At 40.4% G+C, this 14,557-nt stretch carries 21 protein-coding genes and 1 pseudogene; 12 read left to right on the top strand and 10 right to left on the bottom strand.

Annotated features, from left to right (window positions below):
* The first annotated feature begins 112 nt into the window (after window positions 1-112).
* The 3 genes from metE (at window position 113) to N178_RS05030 (ending at window position 3,787) form a co-directional block, all read left to right on the top strand.
* Window positions 113-2,407: a 5-methyltetrahydropteroyltriglutamate--homocysteine S-methyltransferase gene (gene metE, locus N178_RS05040; protein ID WP_045291005.1), complete on the top strand. Its 2,295-nt coding sequence runs from the start codon at window positions 113-115 to the stop codon at window positions 2,405-2,407.
* Window positions 2,408-2,549: 142 nt separating this feature from the next.
* A complete protein-coding gene (locus N178_RS05035; protein WP_045291003.1) occupies window positions 2,550-3,167 on the top strand; it encodes an acetate uptake transporter in 618 nt (205 codons plus the stop codon).
* A 119-nt stretch (window positions 3,168-3,286) separates the two neighbouring features.
* Window positions 3,287-3,787 carry a GNAT family N-acetyltransferase gene (locus N178_RS05030; protein WP_045291001.1) on the top strand — a complete coding sequence of 167 codons (501 nt, stop codon included), beginning with the start codon at window positions 3,287-3,289 and terminating at the stop codon, window positions 3,785-3,787.
* Between the two features lie 22 nt (window positions 3,788-3,809).
* On the opposite strand, the gene N178_RS27785 is transcribed toward N178_RS05030, so the two are convergent.
* Window positions 3,810-3,941 carry a hypothetical protein gene (locus tag N178_RS27785; protein WP_272946317.1) on the bottom strand — a complete coding sequence of 44 codons (132 nt, stop codon included), beginning with the start codon at window positions 3,939-3,941 and terminating at the stop codon, window positions 3,810-3,812.
* Between the two features lie 242 nt (window positions 3,942-4,183).
* On the opposite strand from N178_RS27785, the gene N178_RS05020 reads away from it, so the two are divergent.
* The 3 genes from N178_RS05020 (at window position 4,184) to N178_RS05015 (ending at window position 5,152) form a co-directional block, all read left to right on the top strand.
* On the top strand, window positions 4,184-4,384 hold the full coding sequence (locus N178_RS05020) for a helix-turn-helix transcriptional regulator (RefSeq protein ID WP_045290996.1): 201 nt from the start codon (window positions 4,184-4,186) through the stop codon (window positions 4,382-4,384).
* 158 nt (window positions 4,385-4,542) lie between these two features.
* Complete coding sequence (locus N178_RS26930) at window positions 4,543-4,707, top strand: hypothetical protein (RefSeq protein WP_169746656.1); 165 nt, start codon at window positions 4,543-4,545, stop codon at window positions 4,705-4,707.
* Window positions 4,708-4,738: 31 nt separating this feature from the next.
* A complete protein-coding gene (locus tag N178_RS05015; RefSeq protein ID WP_045290993.1) occupies window positions 4,739-5,152 on the top strand; it encodes a DUF5301 domain-containing protein in 414 nt (137 codons plus the stop codon).
* Between the two features lie 86 nt (window positions 5,153-5,238).
* Here N178_RS05015 and N178_RS26925 read toward each other — a convergent pair whose 3' ends face one another.
* Together N178_RS26925 and N178_RS05010 are read right to left on the bottom strand one after the other, a co-directional pair.
* Window positions 5,239-5,379: a hypothetical protein gene (locus tag N178_RS26925; RefSeq protein ID WP_013058226.1), complete on the bottom strand. Its 141-nt coding sequence runs from the start codon at window positions 5,377-5,379 to the stop codon at window positions 5,239-5,241.
* 166 nt (window positions 5,380-5,545) lie between these two features.
* A complete protein-coding gene (locus N178_RS05010) occupies window positions 5,546-6,178 on the bottom strand; it encodes a LysE family translocator (protein ID WP_045291067.1) in 633 nt (210 codons plus the stop codon).
* A gap of 138 nt (window positions 6,179-6,316) precedes the next feature.
* Between N178_RS05010 and N178_RS05005 the strand changes: the two are divergent.
* Window positions 6,317-6,927: pseudogene (locus N178_RS05005) on the top strand (transglutaminase-like domain-containing protein).
* A gap of 127 nt (window positions 6,928-7,054) precedes the next feature.
* Entirely contained in the window at window positions 7,055-7,297 is a 243-nt protein-coding gene (locus N178_RS25745; RefSeq protein WP_080890142.1) for a hypothetical protein, read from the top strand.
* Here N178_RS25745 and N178_RS05000 read toward each other — a convergent pair.
* The 3 genes from N178_RS05000 to N178_RS04995 all read right to left on the bottom strand — a co-directional run bounded on the left by N178_RS05000 (window position 7,260) and on the right by N178_RS04995 (window position 8,611).
* A complete protein-coding gene (locus tag N178_RS05000; protein WP_045290992.1) occupies window positions 7,260-7,700 on the bottom strand; it encodes a DUF5391 family protein in 441 nt (146 codons plus the stop codon). The two genes, N178_RS25745 and N178_RS05000, sit on opposite strands and share 38 nt — an antisense overlap.
* A gap of 77 nt (window positions 7,701-7,777) precedes the next feature.
* Window positions 7,778-7,975, bottom strand: a complete 198-nt coding sequence (locus N178_RS26545) for a hypothetical protein (RefSeq protein ID WP_152640837.1) — start codon at window positions 7,973-7,975, stop codon at window positions 7,778-7,780.
* 153 nt (window positions 7,976-8,128) lie between these two features.
* Window positions 8,129-8,611: a DUF2500 domain-containing protein gene (locus tag N178_RS04995; protein WP_045290989.1), complete on the bottom strand. Its 483-nt coding sequence runs from the start codon at window positions 8,609-8,611 to the stop codon at window positions 8,129-8,131.
* 126 nt (window positions 8,612-8,737) lie between these two features.
* On the opposite strand from N178_RS04995, the gene N178_RS04990 reads away from it, so the two are divergent.
* Entirely contained in the window at window positions 8,738-9,703 is a 966-nt protein-coding gene (locus tag N178_RS04990; RefSeq protein WP_045290988.1) for a 2-hydroxyacid dehydrogenase, read from the top strand.
* 116 nt (window positions 9,704-9,819) lie between these two features.
* Here N178_RS04990 and N178_RS04985 read toward each other — a convergent pair whose 3' ends face one another.
* Window positions 9,820-10,695: a Cof-type HAD-IIB family hydrolase gene (locus tag N178_RS04985; protein ID WP_045290987.1), complete on the bottom strand. Its 876-nt coding sequence runs from the start codon at window positions 10,693-10,695 to the stop codon at window positions 9,820-9,822.
* Between the two features lie 164 nt (window positions 10,696-10,859).
* Here N178_RS04985 and N178_RS04980 point away from each other — a divergent pair, with 164 nt between their 5' ends.
* Window positions 10,860-11,618 carry a DeoR/GlpR family DNA-binding transcription regulator gene (locus tag N178_RS04980; RefSeq protein WP_014458988.1) on the top strand — a complete coding sequence of 253 codons (759 nt, stop codon included), beginning with the start codon at window positions 10,860-10,862 and terminating at the stop codon, window positions 11,616-11,618.
* A 52-nt stretch (window positions 11,619-11,670) separates the two neighbouring features.
* Complete coding sequence (locus tag N178_RS04975) at window positions 11,671-11,880, top strand: hypothetical protein (RefSeq protein WP_045290986.1); 210 nt, start codon at window positions 11,671-11,673, stop codon at window positions 11,878-11,880.
* Between the two features lie 22 nt (window positions 11,881-11,902).
* On the opposite strand, the gene N178_RS25740 is transcribed toward N178_RS04975, so the two are convergent.
* The 3 genes from N178_RS25740 to N178_RS04965 all read right to left on the bottom strand — a co-directional run bounded on the left by N178_RS25740 (window position 11,903) and on the right by N178_RS04965 (window position 13,493).
* Window positions 11,903-12,091: a hypothetical protein gene (locus N178_RS25740; RefSeq protein ID WP_080890141.1), complete on the bottom strand. Its 189-nt coding sequence runs from the start codon at window positions 12,089-12,091 to the stop codon at window positions 11,903-11,905.
* A 138-nt stretch (window positions 12,092-12,229) separates the two neighbouring features.
* Window positions 12,230-12,919, bottom strand: a complete 690-nt coding sequence (locus tag N178_RS04970) for a YoaK family protein (RefSeq protein WP_045290983.1) — start codon at window positions 12,917-12,919, stop codon at window positions 12,230-12,232.
* A gap of 73 nt (window positions 12,920-12,992) precedes the next feature.
* Complete coding sequence (locus N178_RS04965) at window positions 12,993-13,493, bottom strand: GNAT family N-acetyltransferase (RefSeq protein ID WP_045290981.1); 501 nt, start codon at window positions 13,491-13,493, stop codon at window positions 12,993-12,995.
* Window positions 13,494-13,607: 114 nt separating this feature from the next.
* On the opposite strand from N178_RS04965, the gene N178_RS04960 reads away from it, so the two are divergent.
* Window positions 13,608-14,537 carry a hypothetical protein gene (locus tag N178_RS04960; protein ID WP_045290979.1) on the top strand — a complete coding sequence of 310 codons (930 nt, stop codon included), beginning with the start codon at window positions 13,608-13,610 and terminating at the stop codon, window positions 14,535-14,537.
* The last annotated feature ends 20 nt before the right edge of the window (window positions 14,538-14,557 follow it).

Below are 14,557 nucleotides of genomic sequence, written 5' to 3'. Positions count from 1 at the left end.
AAAACAGGCTATCTCAACTTTAGTTAAGTATGCGTATCATCTCTCTTTTCATTTCGAAAAGAGAGATTTTTTAGTTTAGCGGAAAAAAAGAAATATACAAGGAGTGGAAAAAATGAGCAGTGTAAAAAGTTCAAACGTAGGTTATCCAAGAATTGGTGAAAAACGAGAATGGAAAAAAGCGCTCGAACAGTTTTGGGCAGGAAAGCTAGAGAAAGATATCTTTCTACAGGAAATTGAAGCTCTTCGTCTAGGGCATCTAAAAAAACAGCGTGACGCAGGAATTGAATTAATTCCAGTCGGCGATTTTAGCTTATACGATCACGTGTTAGATACAGCCGCTATGTTTGGTTTGGTGCCAAAGCGCTTTGAATATGACGGAGGGCCGGTATCGCTTGAAACGTATTTTGACATCGCGCGAGGAACAAAAGGTGCGGTAGCTTCTACGATGACAAAATGGTTCAACACAAATTATCACTACATCGTACCCGAGCTTGAGGAATGCACGCCGGCACTTGTAGAAAATCACCCGCTTCAATTTTACAAAGAAGCAAAGCAAAAGCTAAATATCAAAGGCAAACCCGTTATTTTAGGTCCAGTAACATTTGTGAAGCTGTCAAAAGGATATAAAGAAAGTGAGTTTAAAAAAGTAGTTGAACAATTTGTTCCTCTGTATGCAACTATTTTAGCGGAGCTGCAGGCAGAAGGAGTCGAGTGGGTACAGATAGATGAGCCGGTTTTAGCTACAACGCTATCAAAAGAAGACCTGGCACTGTACAAAGAAGTCTATCAAGTCCTGCATGACGCGGCACCGAACGTCAAAGTCATTTTGCAAACGTATTTTGACAGCGTGGATCACTATAAAGAAGTAGTCGCTCTTCCTGTTCATGGTATTGGCTTAGATTTTGTACATGACCGAGGCGAAAATCTCACGGCGCTTAATAAATATGGTTTTCCAACTGATAAAGTGCTGGCAGCAGGAGTGATTGACGGACGAAACATTTGGCGTGAAAACTTGGACGAGCAGCTTTTAACGCTTAGTGAAATTGAAGAAGCCGTATCAAAAGACCGTTTGATTCTGCAGCCTTCATCAAGTCTATTACATGTTCCTGTCACGGTGAAAAGCGAAAAAACCATTGAGCCAATTCTAAAAAACGCGCTGTCTTTTGCAGATGAAAAGCTGAAGGAAATCACGCTTTTAACAAAAGCGGTGCAGCAAGGAAAAGAAGCAATAGAAAAAGAAATAAGTGTAAGTAAACAAGCGATTCAAGCATTAAATGGATCATCTTTTCGAAATCACCAAGACGTGCAAAAAGAGCTGAAGCAGCTGCACAGCTATAAAGCAGAGCGTCAAGCGCCGTTTGACGTACGTCAACGCGTTCAGCAAGAAGCGTTTCAGCTGCCGCTTCTTCCAACGACAACGATTGGAAGCTTTCCGCAAACAAAAGAAGTGCGAAAAGAGCGTCTAAAATGGCGTAAAGGAGAACTAACAGACGAAGCGTATGAAGCGTACATTAACGAGGAAATCAAAAAATGGATTGAAATTCAAGAAGATATCGGCTTAGATGTACTTGTGCACGGAGAGTTTGAGCGTACGGACATGGTCGAATACTTCGGTGAGAAATTAGGAGGCTTTCAGTTTACGAAGTTTGGCTGGGTGCAATCTTACGGTTCTCGCTGCGTGAAGCCGCCGCTTATTTACGGAGATGTCTCATACGAGCAGGCGATGACGATCAAAGAAACGGTCTACGCACAGTCTCTAACCGATAAGCCGGTTAAAGGAATGCTGACGGGTCCGATTACGATTTTAAACTGGTCGTTTGTGCGTGATGATATCCCGCGCTACGACGTGGCAAATCAAATTGCGCTTGCTCTTAGAAAAGAAGTGGAAGCACTTGAAAGTCAGGGCATCTCGATGATTCAAGTAGATGAACCCGCGCTGCGTGAAGGACTGCCGTTAAAACGAGAAAATTGGGAAAGTTATTTAAACGCCGCGGTGTACGCATTTAAGCTAGCCACGGTATCCGTGCAAAATGAGACGCAAATTCACACGCATATGTGCTATTCGGAATTCGAAGAGATTATTGATGCGATCAAAGCGCTTGATGCCGACGTCATTTCCATTGAAACGTCTAAAAGCCACGGTGAATTAATTTATGCGTTTGAAGAACATACGTACAATCAAGGAATTGGACTTGGCGTATATGATATCCACAGTCCGCGCGTACCAAAGCTTGAAGAGCTGACACGAAACATTGACCGCACTTTGAAGGTGCTTGATCCTGCATTATTTTGGATTAATCCAGACTGCGGCCTTAAAACAAGAGGAATCAGCGAGACGGTTGAAGCCTTAAAAGTGATGGTTGAGTCTGCAAAACAAACAAGACAAAATTTATTACAAAAAGTTTAATAACAAGAAAGTAAAGACCAAGCAGTGTAAACGCTACACTGCTTGGTCTTATGGGTTTTTTAAAGGCCAAAAATATCCATTGACACTTCCCGTAGATTTTTGTATCTTTTTAAAGGTGTTTTTAAAATCAGGGAGGTACAACATGAGTAACAACAGCACGCAGCACGTTAAAATTGTAACAGCGGATCCATCAGCGCTAGGCCTATTCGGACTTGCCATGGTGACACTTGTTGCATCGTTTCAAAAGCTTGGGGTAACCGATGGTGTTTCATTGGTATTGCCATGGGCGATTTTTTTAGGCGGGATAGGGCAGCTAATCGCGTCTATGCAAGATTTTAAACATAATAATACCTTCGGCGCAACGGCTTTTGGTGCCTTCGGGTTATTTTGGCTAGGTGTCGGCATGACATGGCTTATTCAGCTTGGAGCATTTGGGGAAGCGCTCGCAAAAGAAGCGGATCCGAAGCAGCTCGCATTTGCTTTTGTCGGCTACTTAATTTTCAGCGTTTTTATGACAGTTGGAGCAATGGGCACTCATAAAGTATTATTTATTATTTTTGTGTTAATTGATTTCTTATTTATTGGATTATCGCTAAGTACATTTGGTGTGGCATATGAATACACGCACTTACTAGCAGCAGTATCAGAGCTATTGATCGCTCTGTTTTCATTCTATGGATCTGCAGCGGCTGTATTAAATACTCACTATGGTCAAGTTGTGCTTCCGGTGGGCAAGCCATTTGGTGCATTTATCAAATAATCAAGACGTTAATTAAAAAGCGAAGTAGGATTGAATTCTGTATAATGCAGAGGTCAATCCTTTTTTGTTTGGGCATTTTTATATATAGTAGAAAGAGAGATATATAATAGTAGTTTTTAATGAAAGGAAACGTTTCAATGATTATAAGACAAGTACATGAAAATGATTTAAACCAACTGCTTACATTAGAAAACAAAGGATTTACACCTGAGGAAGCTGCCTCAAAAGATGCATTTATCACGCGGATCAACACCATTCCTGATACGTTTATCATTGCCCAAGAAAATGAAGAAATAATCGGATATGTGAACGGTCCCGTCATTTCAGCTCCGTTTATTACGGATGATTTGTTTGAAAAAACGATTTCGAACCCTGAGACAGGCGGTCATCAAAGTATTTTGGGTATCGTTGTAAATCCTAAGCATCATCATAAAGGAATTGCGAGTATGCTGCTAAAAGAGTTTGAAAAACAAGCGCGGAACAAACAGCGCTTAACGGTTACCTTAACATGTAAAGAGGAATTGATTCCTTTTTACGAAAAAAACGGATATGTGAATCAAGGAGTTGCGGAGTCTCAGCATGCAGGCGTGAAGTGGTTTAATATGAGTAAGGAGCTTTAATATTACTACTATGAATTGCTTGTTACACCGCTAATGATTTCCGTGCAAGGCTTCGCTTTCCGCGGGCGGCCGCTGAGCCTCCTCGTCGCTTGCGCTCCTGCGGGGTCTCACCTGTTCCGCTTTCCCCCGCAGGAGTCTTCGCCTTGCCCTCCAATCATCAGCTAGAAGCACCTACATACACGAAACCTACGTTTACCATACCCATAAAAAAATTAGCACGAGGTGAATTCTTAATCAAACTCGTTCGCGTTGTTCTTCAACTAACCTACTTTTGTTCCAATCTCTATTTCAGTTATGTAAAAGACTCTACTTTGTCAAACATATTTGACAGTAACAAGGAAAATAATATAAGATATGGATGTAAAAAGTTTTTTACATTTTAGAGATGAGTGATGAATGGTGGAAAATCGAATTAAAGAACTGCGTAAAAGCAAAAAGATGTCTCAAGATGAACTGGCGAAAGTATGCGGCGTATCGAGACAAACGATTAATGCAATTGAAAACAATAAGTATGATCCAAGCTTAGCGCTGGCTTTCCAGATGGCCCAAAAACTGGGAGCAACAGTAGATGAGCTGTTTTTATTTCATAAATCATGAGTTAGTTAAAAAGAAAAAGGCAATGTGAAGCGACCATCTTCCTAGTAGGCGTGTTGACGATTCTGTCTTATACGCGAACAATACATAAGTAGGTAGAAGATTAATACTATTTCTATCACTTCATATAAAAAATTTACCAAGCGATGGTGGTGAAATGAATGGAAAATCGAGCTGCAGAAGTAGCTCTTACAAGTACGGGCATGTTACTGTTGATGGTAACGTTAATATTTCCTGTTCCGAGATTAATCTACAGCCTGCTTGTAGGAGGCAGTATTTTACTAAAGGGGTGGGGAACAGGAGGAATAAAAAGGTGTATCACGTGAATGCAGCGTGATGTAGAAAAGGAGGTTCCTTTTGAAAAAAAGAACGATTATTATAGCTGCACTTTTATTTATCGTCGTATTTTATTTTACATATACCGGGAAAGCCTATCAGTTAAAAGACGTCATAAAAGTAGATGAAGCAAACGTTACGCGTATTGAAATAGATACGGACGAAGGAAAACGTGTAGTAGATGATAAAAAAGAGATAAAGCAAATCGTACATTCTTTGGCAAAAGTAGAAGTGAAAAAAAGCAAGGAACTCGATCCAAAGTTTGATCAGTCTTACTGGGTGAGAATCGTTGAAAACGGAAAAGATGCGTACGGCTTAACGATTTACGATGATGATTACATAAAAGCATTTAATTTTAAAGATAAAAAGCAGGATACGTATACGATTGTTAAAGATCAAAAAGTAGATGTTAAAAAGCTATTTTTAACTAAATAAAAGTGTAAACCTACTAAAAAAGACAGCCTGCGCTGTCTTTTTTTATAAAAATAATAGATTGAAAATTACGATTATTTAAAGCGGAATTAGTCTTTTCCTATATAATTAATAAATGATTGAATTAGGTCAATATCGGGGTTAACTAATAGTGCTGGAAGAAGGCCAAATGTTAATAATACTAGAACGTTTGATCCAATAAAGATGCGAAGTGCTTTTTTGATTTTCATGATATTTCCTCCCTTTTTTATATTTTCGTATAAAAAGAGAAAAAAATCAATAGAAATGTGACGAAATTGTGAACTTTTTGTCTGATAGTCCCTGCTAGATTATAAAAATTCCCTCTTTATACTAGATAAAGAGGGGATATAGCAAGTCATAAAATATGTAGAAACATTAAAAGTACATGCGCAGATTCCCAATAAATCGGTAGAGAAAATAGCAGGAAAAACCGATTAAGATACATCCAGCGGCAATAGAAACCCATTTGATATAAAGCTGATTCAGCACTTTTCTAGTTCCAGAGACAATTGTCATTAAGCCCAGGTCATGAATTAAAATTCCCGTTAATATTCCGGCAGCAATCAGCAGGAAATGAAAAGAGTGAGAGGATTGAAGCGAATTTGTCAGCACCGTTCCAAACACGCTCAGCCAAAAAATGAGATTGCTAGGAGAAATGGCAACAAAGATTCCGTTCACATAAGAAGAGGCAAACGACTTTTTTACGTGTTCTCCAGGAGCCGTTATGTCATGATCTGCGTGTCTAATGCTGTCATAGCCAATATAAAGTAAAAAAAGCGCTCCTATAAGCCACATCATAAGCTGGATAAAAGGAGCCGATAAAAAAGAAGCTAGTCCAGAGTAAAGCAGCACAATTAATAATAAATCAACCGTCATGCCTCCGAGTCCAACAACCCATCCGTGAAGAAACCCGTTTTTCAAACCTTGTTTTGTCATTTCAATTGTCACTGTTCCAACGGGAAGGGCAATCGAAAGACCGAGCAGCACATTTGTTAAAAATAACGTCACCAAAAACAAAACCTCTTTCAATCTCGTATCTACTATCGTTTTCCGTTTAAGTGGTCTTTCATTATACAAAATTATGTAATAAAATTCAATATTATGTATAAAAAAACATGTAGTGAATATAGAGGAGGAAAAAAGTAAATGAAATTAATTTGTGAATCGTTGGAAAAAGAAGACTACACGCAAGAACTTCCTGAAGTGAATTTTACAAATCCTTTAATTCAACAAAAGGTATGTGAACTCAAAAGCGGCTTGCTCATTCTTCACTAGCTTACATAAAAAAAGCGTATGAGTTTGTGAGAGATGAAGTTTCTCATTCATGGGATATTCAAAGCAGAATCATCACAAAAACGGCTTCAGAGGCTTTAAAAGAAAAGGAAGGGATTTGTTACAGCAAGTGTAATCTATTAGCTGCTTTGCTGCGTGCAGAAGGAATTCCAACAGGCTTTTGTTATCAAAGATTAATCCTTGGAGATACAATAGACACCGGCTACTGTATTCATGCGTTAAATGCTGTCTACATCAAAAGTGAGGAGAAATGGATTCGATTAGACGCGAGAGGAAATAAAGAAGGAGTGCAGGCCGACTTTTCGCTGAAAAAAGAAAAACTGGCTTTTCCAGTAAATCCTACACAGGGTGAAGTAGACTATGCGACTATTTATACAAAACCTCGTAAAGAAACAATGGACGTGTTGTCTCAGCACGAAGACTGCTTGGATATGTATTTGCACTACTTGCCTACCGAGCTATAAAAAGAGGCTGGGACAAACGTATTTTAGTTGAAGGAAGATTCGAACGATGAATGGAGAACCGTAATAGAGAATTAAATTCGTTCGGATTTTTTATTGATAGTTTCATGTATGTGGCTGCTTCTAGCTGGTGATTGAAGGGCAAGACGAAGACTCCTGCGGGAAAAGCGGACTAGGTGAGACCCCGCAGGAGCGTACGCGACGAGGAGGCTCACCGGCCGCCCGCGGAAAGCGAAGTCTTGCACGGAAATCAGCAGCGGTGTCACAAGCGGTTCAGCTCATCTCTCCAATTTGTTCGTCTTTAACTGGAATTAGTATGCCATCTCTTAACCATTTTAAACGCTTTCCTGCACGGTGGCTGACGGTCTTTTAAACGCAGCAACAAACCACACAATATTCGTGATCAGTAAGCCTAAACAAGAAATCATTACACCTATGATGGAAGCTAAGTTTCCTGAGAAATCTCCTAATCCAAATAAAAACAGAGCTGGCATTAGTAATAGAGTACTAGCAGCGATTAAAAGTCCAATGCTGCAAAAAGCAGCCATCACAAATTTTAAGAAACGCATTCCCAGCAGATAAAATGCTAAAGGCAACAGATATAAAAACAGAATCATGCCAAGAGATAACCCCATCCCAACTGAACCGAACGTGTTGACGTTGGGGCCAGAATCTGCTAGAGGAGAAAGCGAACCAAGAACTATGATAGAGCAGAAAAATAGGGCGGAAAGCAAAGTGGTGATCGCCACACTATTTTTTATTTTAGAATTGCGCACTGTTTGTTAACCTCCTTTCCAAATAAAAAGTATATGGATTAATTTTACAATATAAAACCGTGTTAATCACCAGTTTTTTACAAAAATATTCGATAGGCTGGATAATAATGAAGAGAAGCCGGGTTAAGATAATACACGTGTACATATTTCTTGTGTGGACCTGGATAGTGGGTTTCGTGCCAGTATTGCGTCAGTATTGTTTGAATAGGGTGTGAATGAGGGGCTTCTCCGTAATGTCCGTAGTAGATGCCGCTGCCTGAATAAGGAGAATACATAAAATCACCTGCCTGTTTAAATGAATGTGTTACACGGTATGTTTTTGTATTAAATAACGTTCTTGTAAAATGTAAAAAGGGCACAAATAGGTCGTTTGCTGTATAAATGCCTCATTCTAGTAAAAAAGACCTCTAAAAGCAAGAGGTCATAACCTAGGTATCTGTATGTTCTTCACTGAGATTTCTTTGAAAATCCAAAAAACGAGTTCCTTGAAACGTCAGCATTCCTTCGTCGCCTTCTGCAAGCTTGCCGTATTCGCTGCCTGAAACAGTAAATTCAGAGCGGTCGGTGCTTTCAAACTGAAAGGTTACATAGTAAGTTGTAGACGTGTGAGAGTGGTGATGTTCGTGAGCGTGACCGCCATGGCGTTGGACGTTTGTCCGTTTGCCCGTAATTTTTGCTTTTACAGATAGACGGGGAGACTGCTCATTTTTGCTCCACGTGCTGATTCCTTTAAAAATAGAAAATAAGAAAATACCAATAACAATAACAAAAAATAGCATAACAAACGTAGGCATTCCGTTAAATAACGCATCGTCTGGAAAAAAAGCGCCTCCGCTTAGGTCAGCATCACCTTCAAAAACAATGTCATCTCCGGACGGATCATCTTCAAATATCATTTCATCTTCAAACATTCGTATTCCCCCTTACTATAAATACGATTCCTGAATGGAAAAAGTTTCATCTTTATAGTAGTCTTGTGATAGGATAGCTAGTTACTATTCATACATATGAGTGAACAAGGAAAAGGAGAGATCAACATGGGGAAATACAAAGTTGTTATGTCTGGAAAGACGTGGCCAAACGCTTACGAAAAGCTAGCGGAGCACTGCGATATTCAAATGTGGGAAGGAGAAGGAAAGATTCCACAAGAAACGCTGCGCGACTGGCTTCGTGATGCCGACGGCTTTTTTAATATCGGCCACATTACGGTGGATGAAGAGCTGTTAGAAGCAGCCCCGAACCTGCGCGTTATTTCTCAATCAGGCGTCGGGTATGACAGTGTTGATGTCGAAGCGTGCACCAAAAAAGGCGTGCCGTTTAGCAATACGCCGGGCGTGCTAGTAGAAGCAACGGCTGATTTAACGTTTGGTCTCTTATTGTCAGCAGCTCGCCGCATTCATGAAGGCTATGAAAAAGTGAAACAAGGAAACTGGGAAACGGTATTTGGCATCGATTTATTTGGAAAAACGCTTGGTATTGTTGGGATGGGCGATATTGGAAGCGCCGTTGCCAGACGAGCAAAGGCATCGGGTATGAACATCGTTTACCACAATCGAAGCCGCAAGCATGAAGCCGAAAAAGAGCTTGATGCCGTGTACCTTTCGTTTGAAGAGCTTCTTCACACAGCTGACTGTATCGTATGCTTAGTGCCGCTTTCAAATGAAAGCAAGGGCATGTTCGGAGAAGCGGAATTTAAAGCAATGAAAAACAGTGCGTATTTTGTAAACGCAGCGCGCGGGGGATTAGTGGATACGGAAGCACTGTACGCAGCGCTGAAACATGAAGAAATTGCGTATGCTGCACTAGACGTAACAGACCCAGAGCCGCTTCCGGCAGATCACAAGCTGCTGCAGCTTTCAAATGTGTTAGTAACACCGCATATTGGAAGCGCTACGTACGAAACGCGCAATCGAATGGCAGATCTAGCCGTACAGAACTTGCTTTTAGGTCTTGAGAAAAAGCCTTTAGTGACGTGTGTGAATGAAGAAGTGAATTATAAGTAAGGAAAGATTTTTTGTTAAAAGCATCACAGCTTATTTTTTCGTTTCGCTGTTCAGCTGGTTTGTCGGTATTTACCACATGACCATTTAAAACCGCTTGGCATACGCCAAGCGGTTTTTTAATGTGCTTCCAGCTGTGTTTCTAACACTTTTTCAATAACCGAAGCTACGCCGTTTTCATCGTTCGTTAATGTAACGTCATCAGCTAGCGCTTTAATTTCTGCGTGCGCATTTGCCATAGCGATTCCTTTTCCAGCCGTTTGCAGCATCGATACGTCGTTAAAGCTGTCTCCAATGGCAATGGTATCGTGAAGAGAGCCGCTGAGCTCTTTTACCACGTATGTTAATGCGTTTCCTTTTGACGCATCTTTGTGTTCGAGTTCAAAGTTATGATCAGCGGAAGAGACAAGCGTCATGTCGTGCTGCTTGCTAAAGTGATCCCAGCCTTTTTTTCGTTTTTCATCATCAAATGAAAAAGCTAATACGTTATAAAGCTCCGCGTTTGTATTTAAAATATCTTCATACGATGCAACAAAGGCAAATCCCGTTTGGCTGTACTGCTTAGTCGCAGCGTGATGAAGTCTTTCTTCGTCCACATTTTTATTGGCGCTTTTTACTCTGTCAATTTCAATGGCAAGCAGCTCACGGCCTGAGTTTGGCGTATAAATTGCATGCTCTGCAAACACTTCATAATAAAATTCGTTTGCATCCAGCCACTGAAGCGCTTCTTTTACGTGGTGGGCATCAATTGGAACAGAATGTCTGAGCTGTCCGTTCGGGTCATGAATAGTCGCTCCGTTTGCGGCAATCACCCAAAGGTTGGAAAGCTCAGCTTTTTTTAAAATTTCCTGCACGTCGAAATAAGCGCGCCCTGTAGCCACCACGACTTCAACTCCGTGTTTTTGCGCTTTTTTAATTGCTTCTGCATTAATTGTGCTAATTTCACTGCTGCTATTTAAAAGAGTTCCATCTAAGTCTGTAAAAATCATCTTCATAAACTATCTCTCCCTTTAATTATTATTACTTGTTTTTACGTGTTTTATCTTGTTTATCCTACAATAAACGAAAAAACACTGATAATCAAGCGTTTTTTCGTTGTTTTTACAAAAAAAACGAGTATAATAAAGTAAAAAGCAGAAAGAAAACAGGTGAACAAGCAATGTTAAAACAAGAAAGACGCAAACAAATTATGAATTTGCTTGAAAAAGAAGGCCGAATTGTTGCTACGACGCTTAGCCAAACGCTGAATGTTTCAGAAGATACAATCCGCAGAGATCTGCGGGAAATGGACGCGCTTGGTCTGCTGCAGCGCGTACACGGAGGAGCGCTTCCTCGTTCAACTTCTGCGGTTGATTACAAAGAGCGAAAACGTGAATTGATGGATGTTAAGCATTCACTTGCCGTAGCGGCGCTTCCGTTAATTAAAGACGGGCAGGTGCTCTTGATGGACGGAAGTACAACAAATATTCAGCTCGTCAAAGCTTTTCCAAAGAATTTAAACGTTACGGTTATTACAAACAGTCCGTTAATTACCGTTGCATTAGCGGAACATGACTTTGTAGAAGTTGTTTCTCTTGGAGGAACGTTTCGAAAAGAATCGATGGTCACGGTAGGACAAAGCGTGGTTGATACGTTAAAACAAATTCGAGCGGATCTTTGTTTTTTAGGCGTATACGCAATCGATCCTAAAATCGGTATGAGCATTCCTTTGCTTGAAGAAATGCACATTAAAAGCCAAATGATTAAAAGTGCGAGTGAAGTAGCGGCTATTGTAACAGCTAAAAAACTCAATACGTCTTCAACGTACACGTTCAGCTCAGCAAACTCACTAGATTGGCTCATTACAGAAGAACATGTGAACGAAACCGTGTTAAATGCTTACCGCGAAATCGGCATTGAAGTAATCACAAATAAATAGTAGTGTTAGTAAGGAAGTATATGGTAATGTAGAGTAAAAAGGAGCTTGAGCGATGAGCGAACAAATAGATGTTACGCAGGAATTAGCGAAGCTTCAGCAAAGAGTCGAACACCTAGAGGAAAGAGTGGAAAAAGCAGAGTCTAAGGAAAGTCCTTTGCGGTCATTATGGGAAGCTATACGATCGATTTTAATTGGACTATTGATTGTAGGACCTGTAGCGGCAATTATTTTTGGCGTTTTAGCGGCACTAGCGGAAAAATGAAAAAGCTTGAGACATAACTGAATCAATATAATCTAAAGGCGAACAAATTGGATAAATGATCTAGTATGTTCGCTTGTAACACCGCTGTTGATTTCCGTGCAAGACTTCGCTTTCCGCGGGCGGCTGGTGAGCCTCCTCGCCGCTTTCGCTCCTGCGGGGTCTCACTTAGTCCGCTTTTCCCGCAGGAGTCTTCGTCTTGCTCTCCAATCAACAGCTAGAAGCTGCTACATATATAAACGTTCACTATACTACTAATAATAAAAATCCGAACAAATTTGATTCTCAATCAAGAACCAAACTCGTTCGGATTTTCCTTTGACTAAAATACCTTTTTCCGAGCCTCGTTTTATTATTTTTTTTCTGAATCAGAACGAAACTTCGTACTGACAAAAATGATAATGGCTAACAGAATCACAATTGGCAGCCAAATAATTTCAAATTTATAAACTGGCTCTGCAAGTGCGGCGATAGCAGCGCCAAAGCAGTAAAATACAAGAGACAGCGCGCGAAGAATGGCATCGGTGTTAAACGTTTTGCGGTAGCGAGGGCTGCGCAAACGTGCCGTTACGTCTTCAAAGAAATTAGCAAGCGTCCCCGTTAATACGGTTGTAGAAATTCCGGCTACGCCAAGCTTTCGAGCAGCCGTTGTTTGAAGACCCATTGCTGAGCTTAATAAGAAAATAAATAAATAAGTTACGTGCAAAGAAGGAGAAAACGAAGATAAAAGTGCAAAAACAAGTAAAAGTAATCCTTCTAGTCCAAGCGCAATCGTTACGGCTTTAGGCCAAAATGTTTTTTCTTTGTTTCCAACTAGGATTGCGGCGCCTATAACTCCTACACTAAATCCTCCTAGAGCTGTGAGGGAATGAAAAACAGTTGTTTCAAGAGAGTTTCCGATTGCTAACCCGAGCAGCACGATGTTTCCCGTCATATTTGCGGTAAAGATATGGCCAAGGCTTAAGTAGCCAATTACATCGACAATACCTGCTGTTACGCAAAGAACGAGCAAAATAATGTTTCGATAAGTAAAATTCGTCACGGTAAATCATCCTTTCTTTTTATACCAACTAAACAGTTTACCGTGAAGAAAAAAATCTGTCCAGAGAGTTGTCCTACAAATTTTTAAGCGTGTCCCATCCAAAAGCCACTTCAGACAGAGATGTACCATCAATGATAACGTCAGCGCGATCGATTCTTTTTCCGCCAAGCGCTTCGTAAAATTGACAGGCGCCGTTCTCTTCAAAAGCCCATGTGAGCATCGTATGTATATCTTGGTCTCCCAGCTCTTGCGCTATTTTATGCATAAGCGCTTTTCCAATTCCTTTTCGCTGATGCTCTGTGAGTAAATACATGGCATACAGTTCTCCCGTATAGGAAGGATACTTGTTCGTTCTTTCTTTGCCATAGGAAGCAAAGCCTACGATTTGACCGTTTTCTTCTGCAACGACAACAGAATTTGATTCCAGCTGCTTTTTCCAGATCGGCTTTCGTTTTTCAGCGTTCAATGAATTTAAAAAAGAATCCGGAACAATTCCTTTATAAGTCGATTTCCAGCTCTCTACGTGTACATTTGCAATCCCTGCTTCATCACCGACTCTACCTTGACGTATCATATGACCACCTCGTTTTTTCTATATTTTAACATAATTTTAAGAGTGCCATCCCCGATTTTTCATTTTCTTTGTATATATATAGTAGCTATTTTATATAACAAAGGAGATGACGTAGTGAGTAAATTATTATTAAAAGATCAGCCGTTAATTGTACTGCCGGCGCTTGCAGTGAAAGTAGGAGTGAATGGAGCGCTGTTTCTTCAGCAGCTTCACTACTGGCTTGAAAAAAGCACAAACGTGCAGGACGGATATAAATGGGTGTACAATACAAATCAGCAGTGGCTGCAGCAGTTTCCGTTTTGGTCGCTTTCAACGATTCAACGCATCATTTCAAAGCTTGCAAAAGAAGGGTTAATTATAAAAGGAAAGTACAACCGCTCTAAATTTAACAACACCGTTTGGTACCGGATTGATTACAAAAAATTAGAGAAGCTCCTGCCAAGCGATGAATTTGAAGAGCTCGAAGATGTCAATTTGACAGAAGGGAATCGTCAAATTGAAGCAGCGGAGCCGGTCACAGTGACGGCGTCATTAACAGAGACTACAGCAAAAAATACAAATCACATAAAAAAAGAAGAAGACGCGCATGACGCTTACGTACAAACGTTGGAAGCCGCTTTTATTGCTAGAAGAAACCGAGGGATGTATCCTTCAGCCAGTGATTTAAAGCATATGTACGAAGTCGCAAAAAGCGAAATACCAATAGAAACGGCGCTATCAGGACTGCATGAAGCATTTGATCACTACGTGCCTAAATACAGCGGCGATACCATTCGAGCGTTTGCCTATATCAAACAGCATCTTTTTTATAAGCATTATGTAACATCACAGCGTACGCTAGCGAGTCAACAGACTGAAAAGCCGATTTCCTACGCTAATAAAAAGCGTGTTGTTCGCAAAGAATTGACGCCGGATTGGCTAAGAGAAAATGAAGAGGCAGCGCCTTTAACTCCAGCTTTTAAAGACGATGCTCACTTTGAAGAAGAAAAGAAAAAGCTTGCGGAAAGTCTTCGTGAACTGGAGCAAGAATTAAAAAATAATTGAAAATAACACGGGACTTTTAT

Source organism: Priestia aryabhattai B8W22 (assembly GCF_000956595.1).
Lineage (GTDB): Bacteria > Bacillota > Bacilli > Bacillales > Bacillaceae_H > Priestia > Priestia aryabhattai.
The sequence above is the reverse complement of the archived record's forward strand: the minus strand, read 5'-3'. Positions and strand labels throughout refer to the sequence as shown.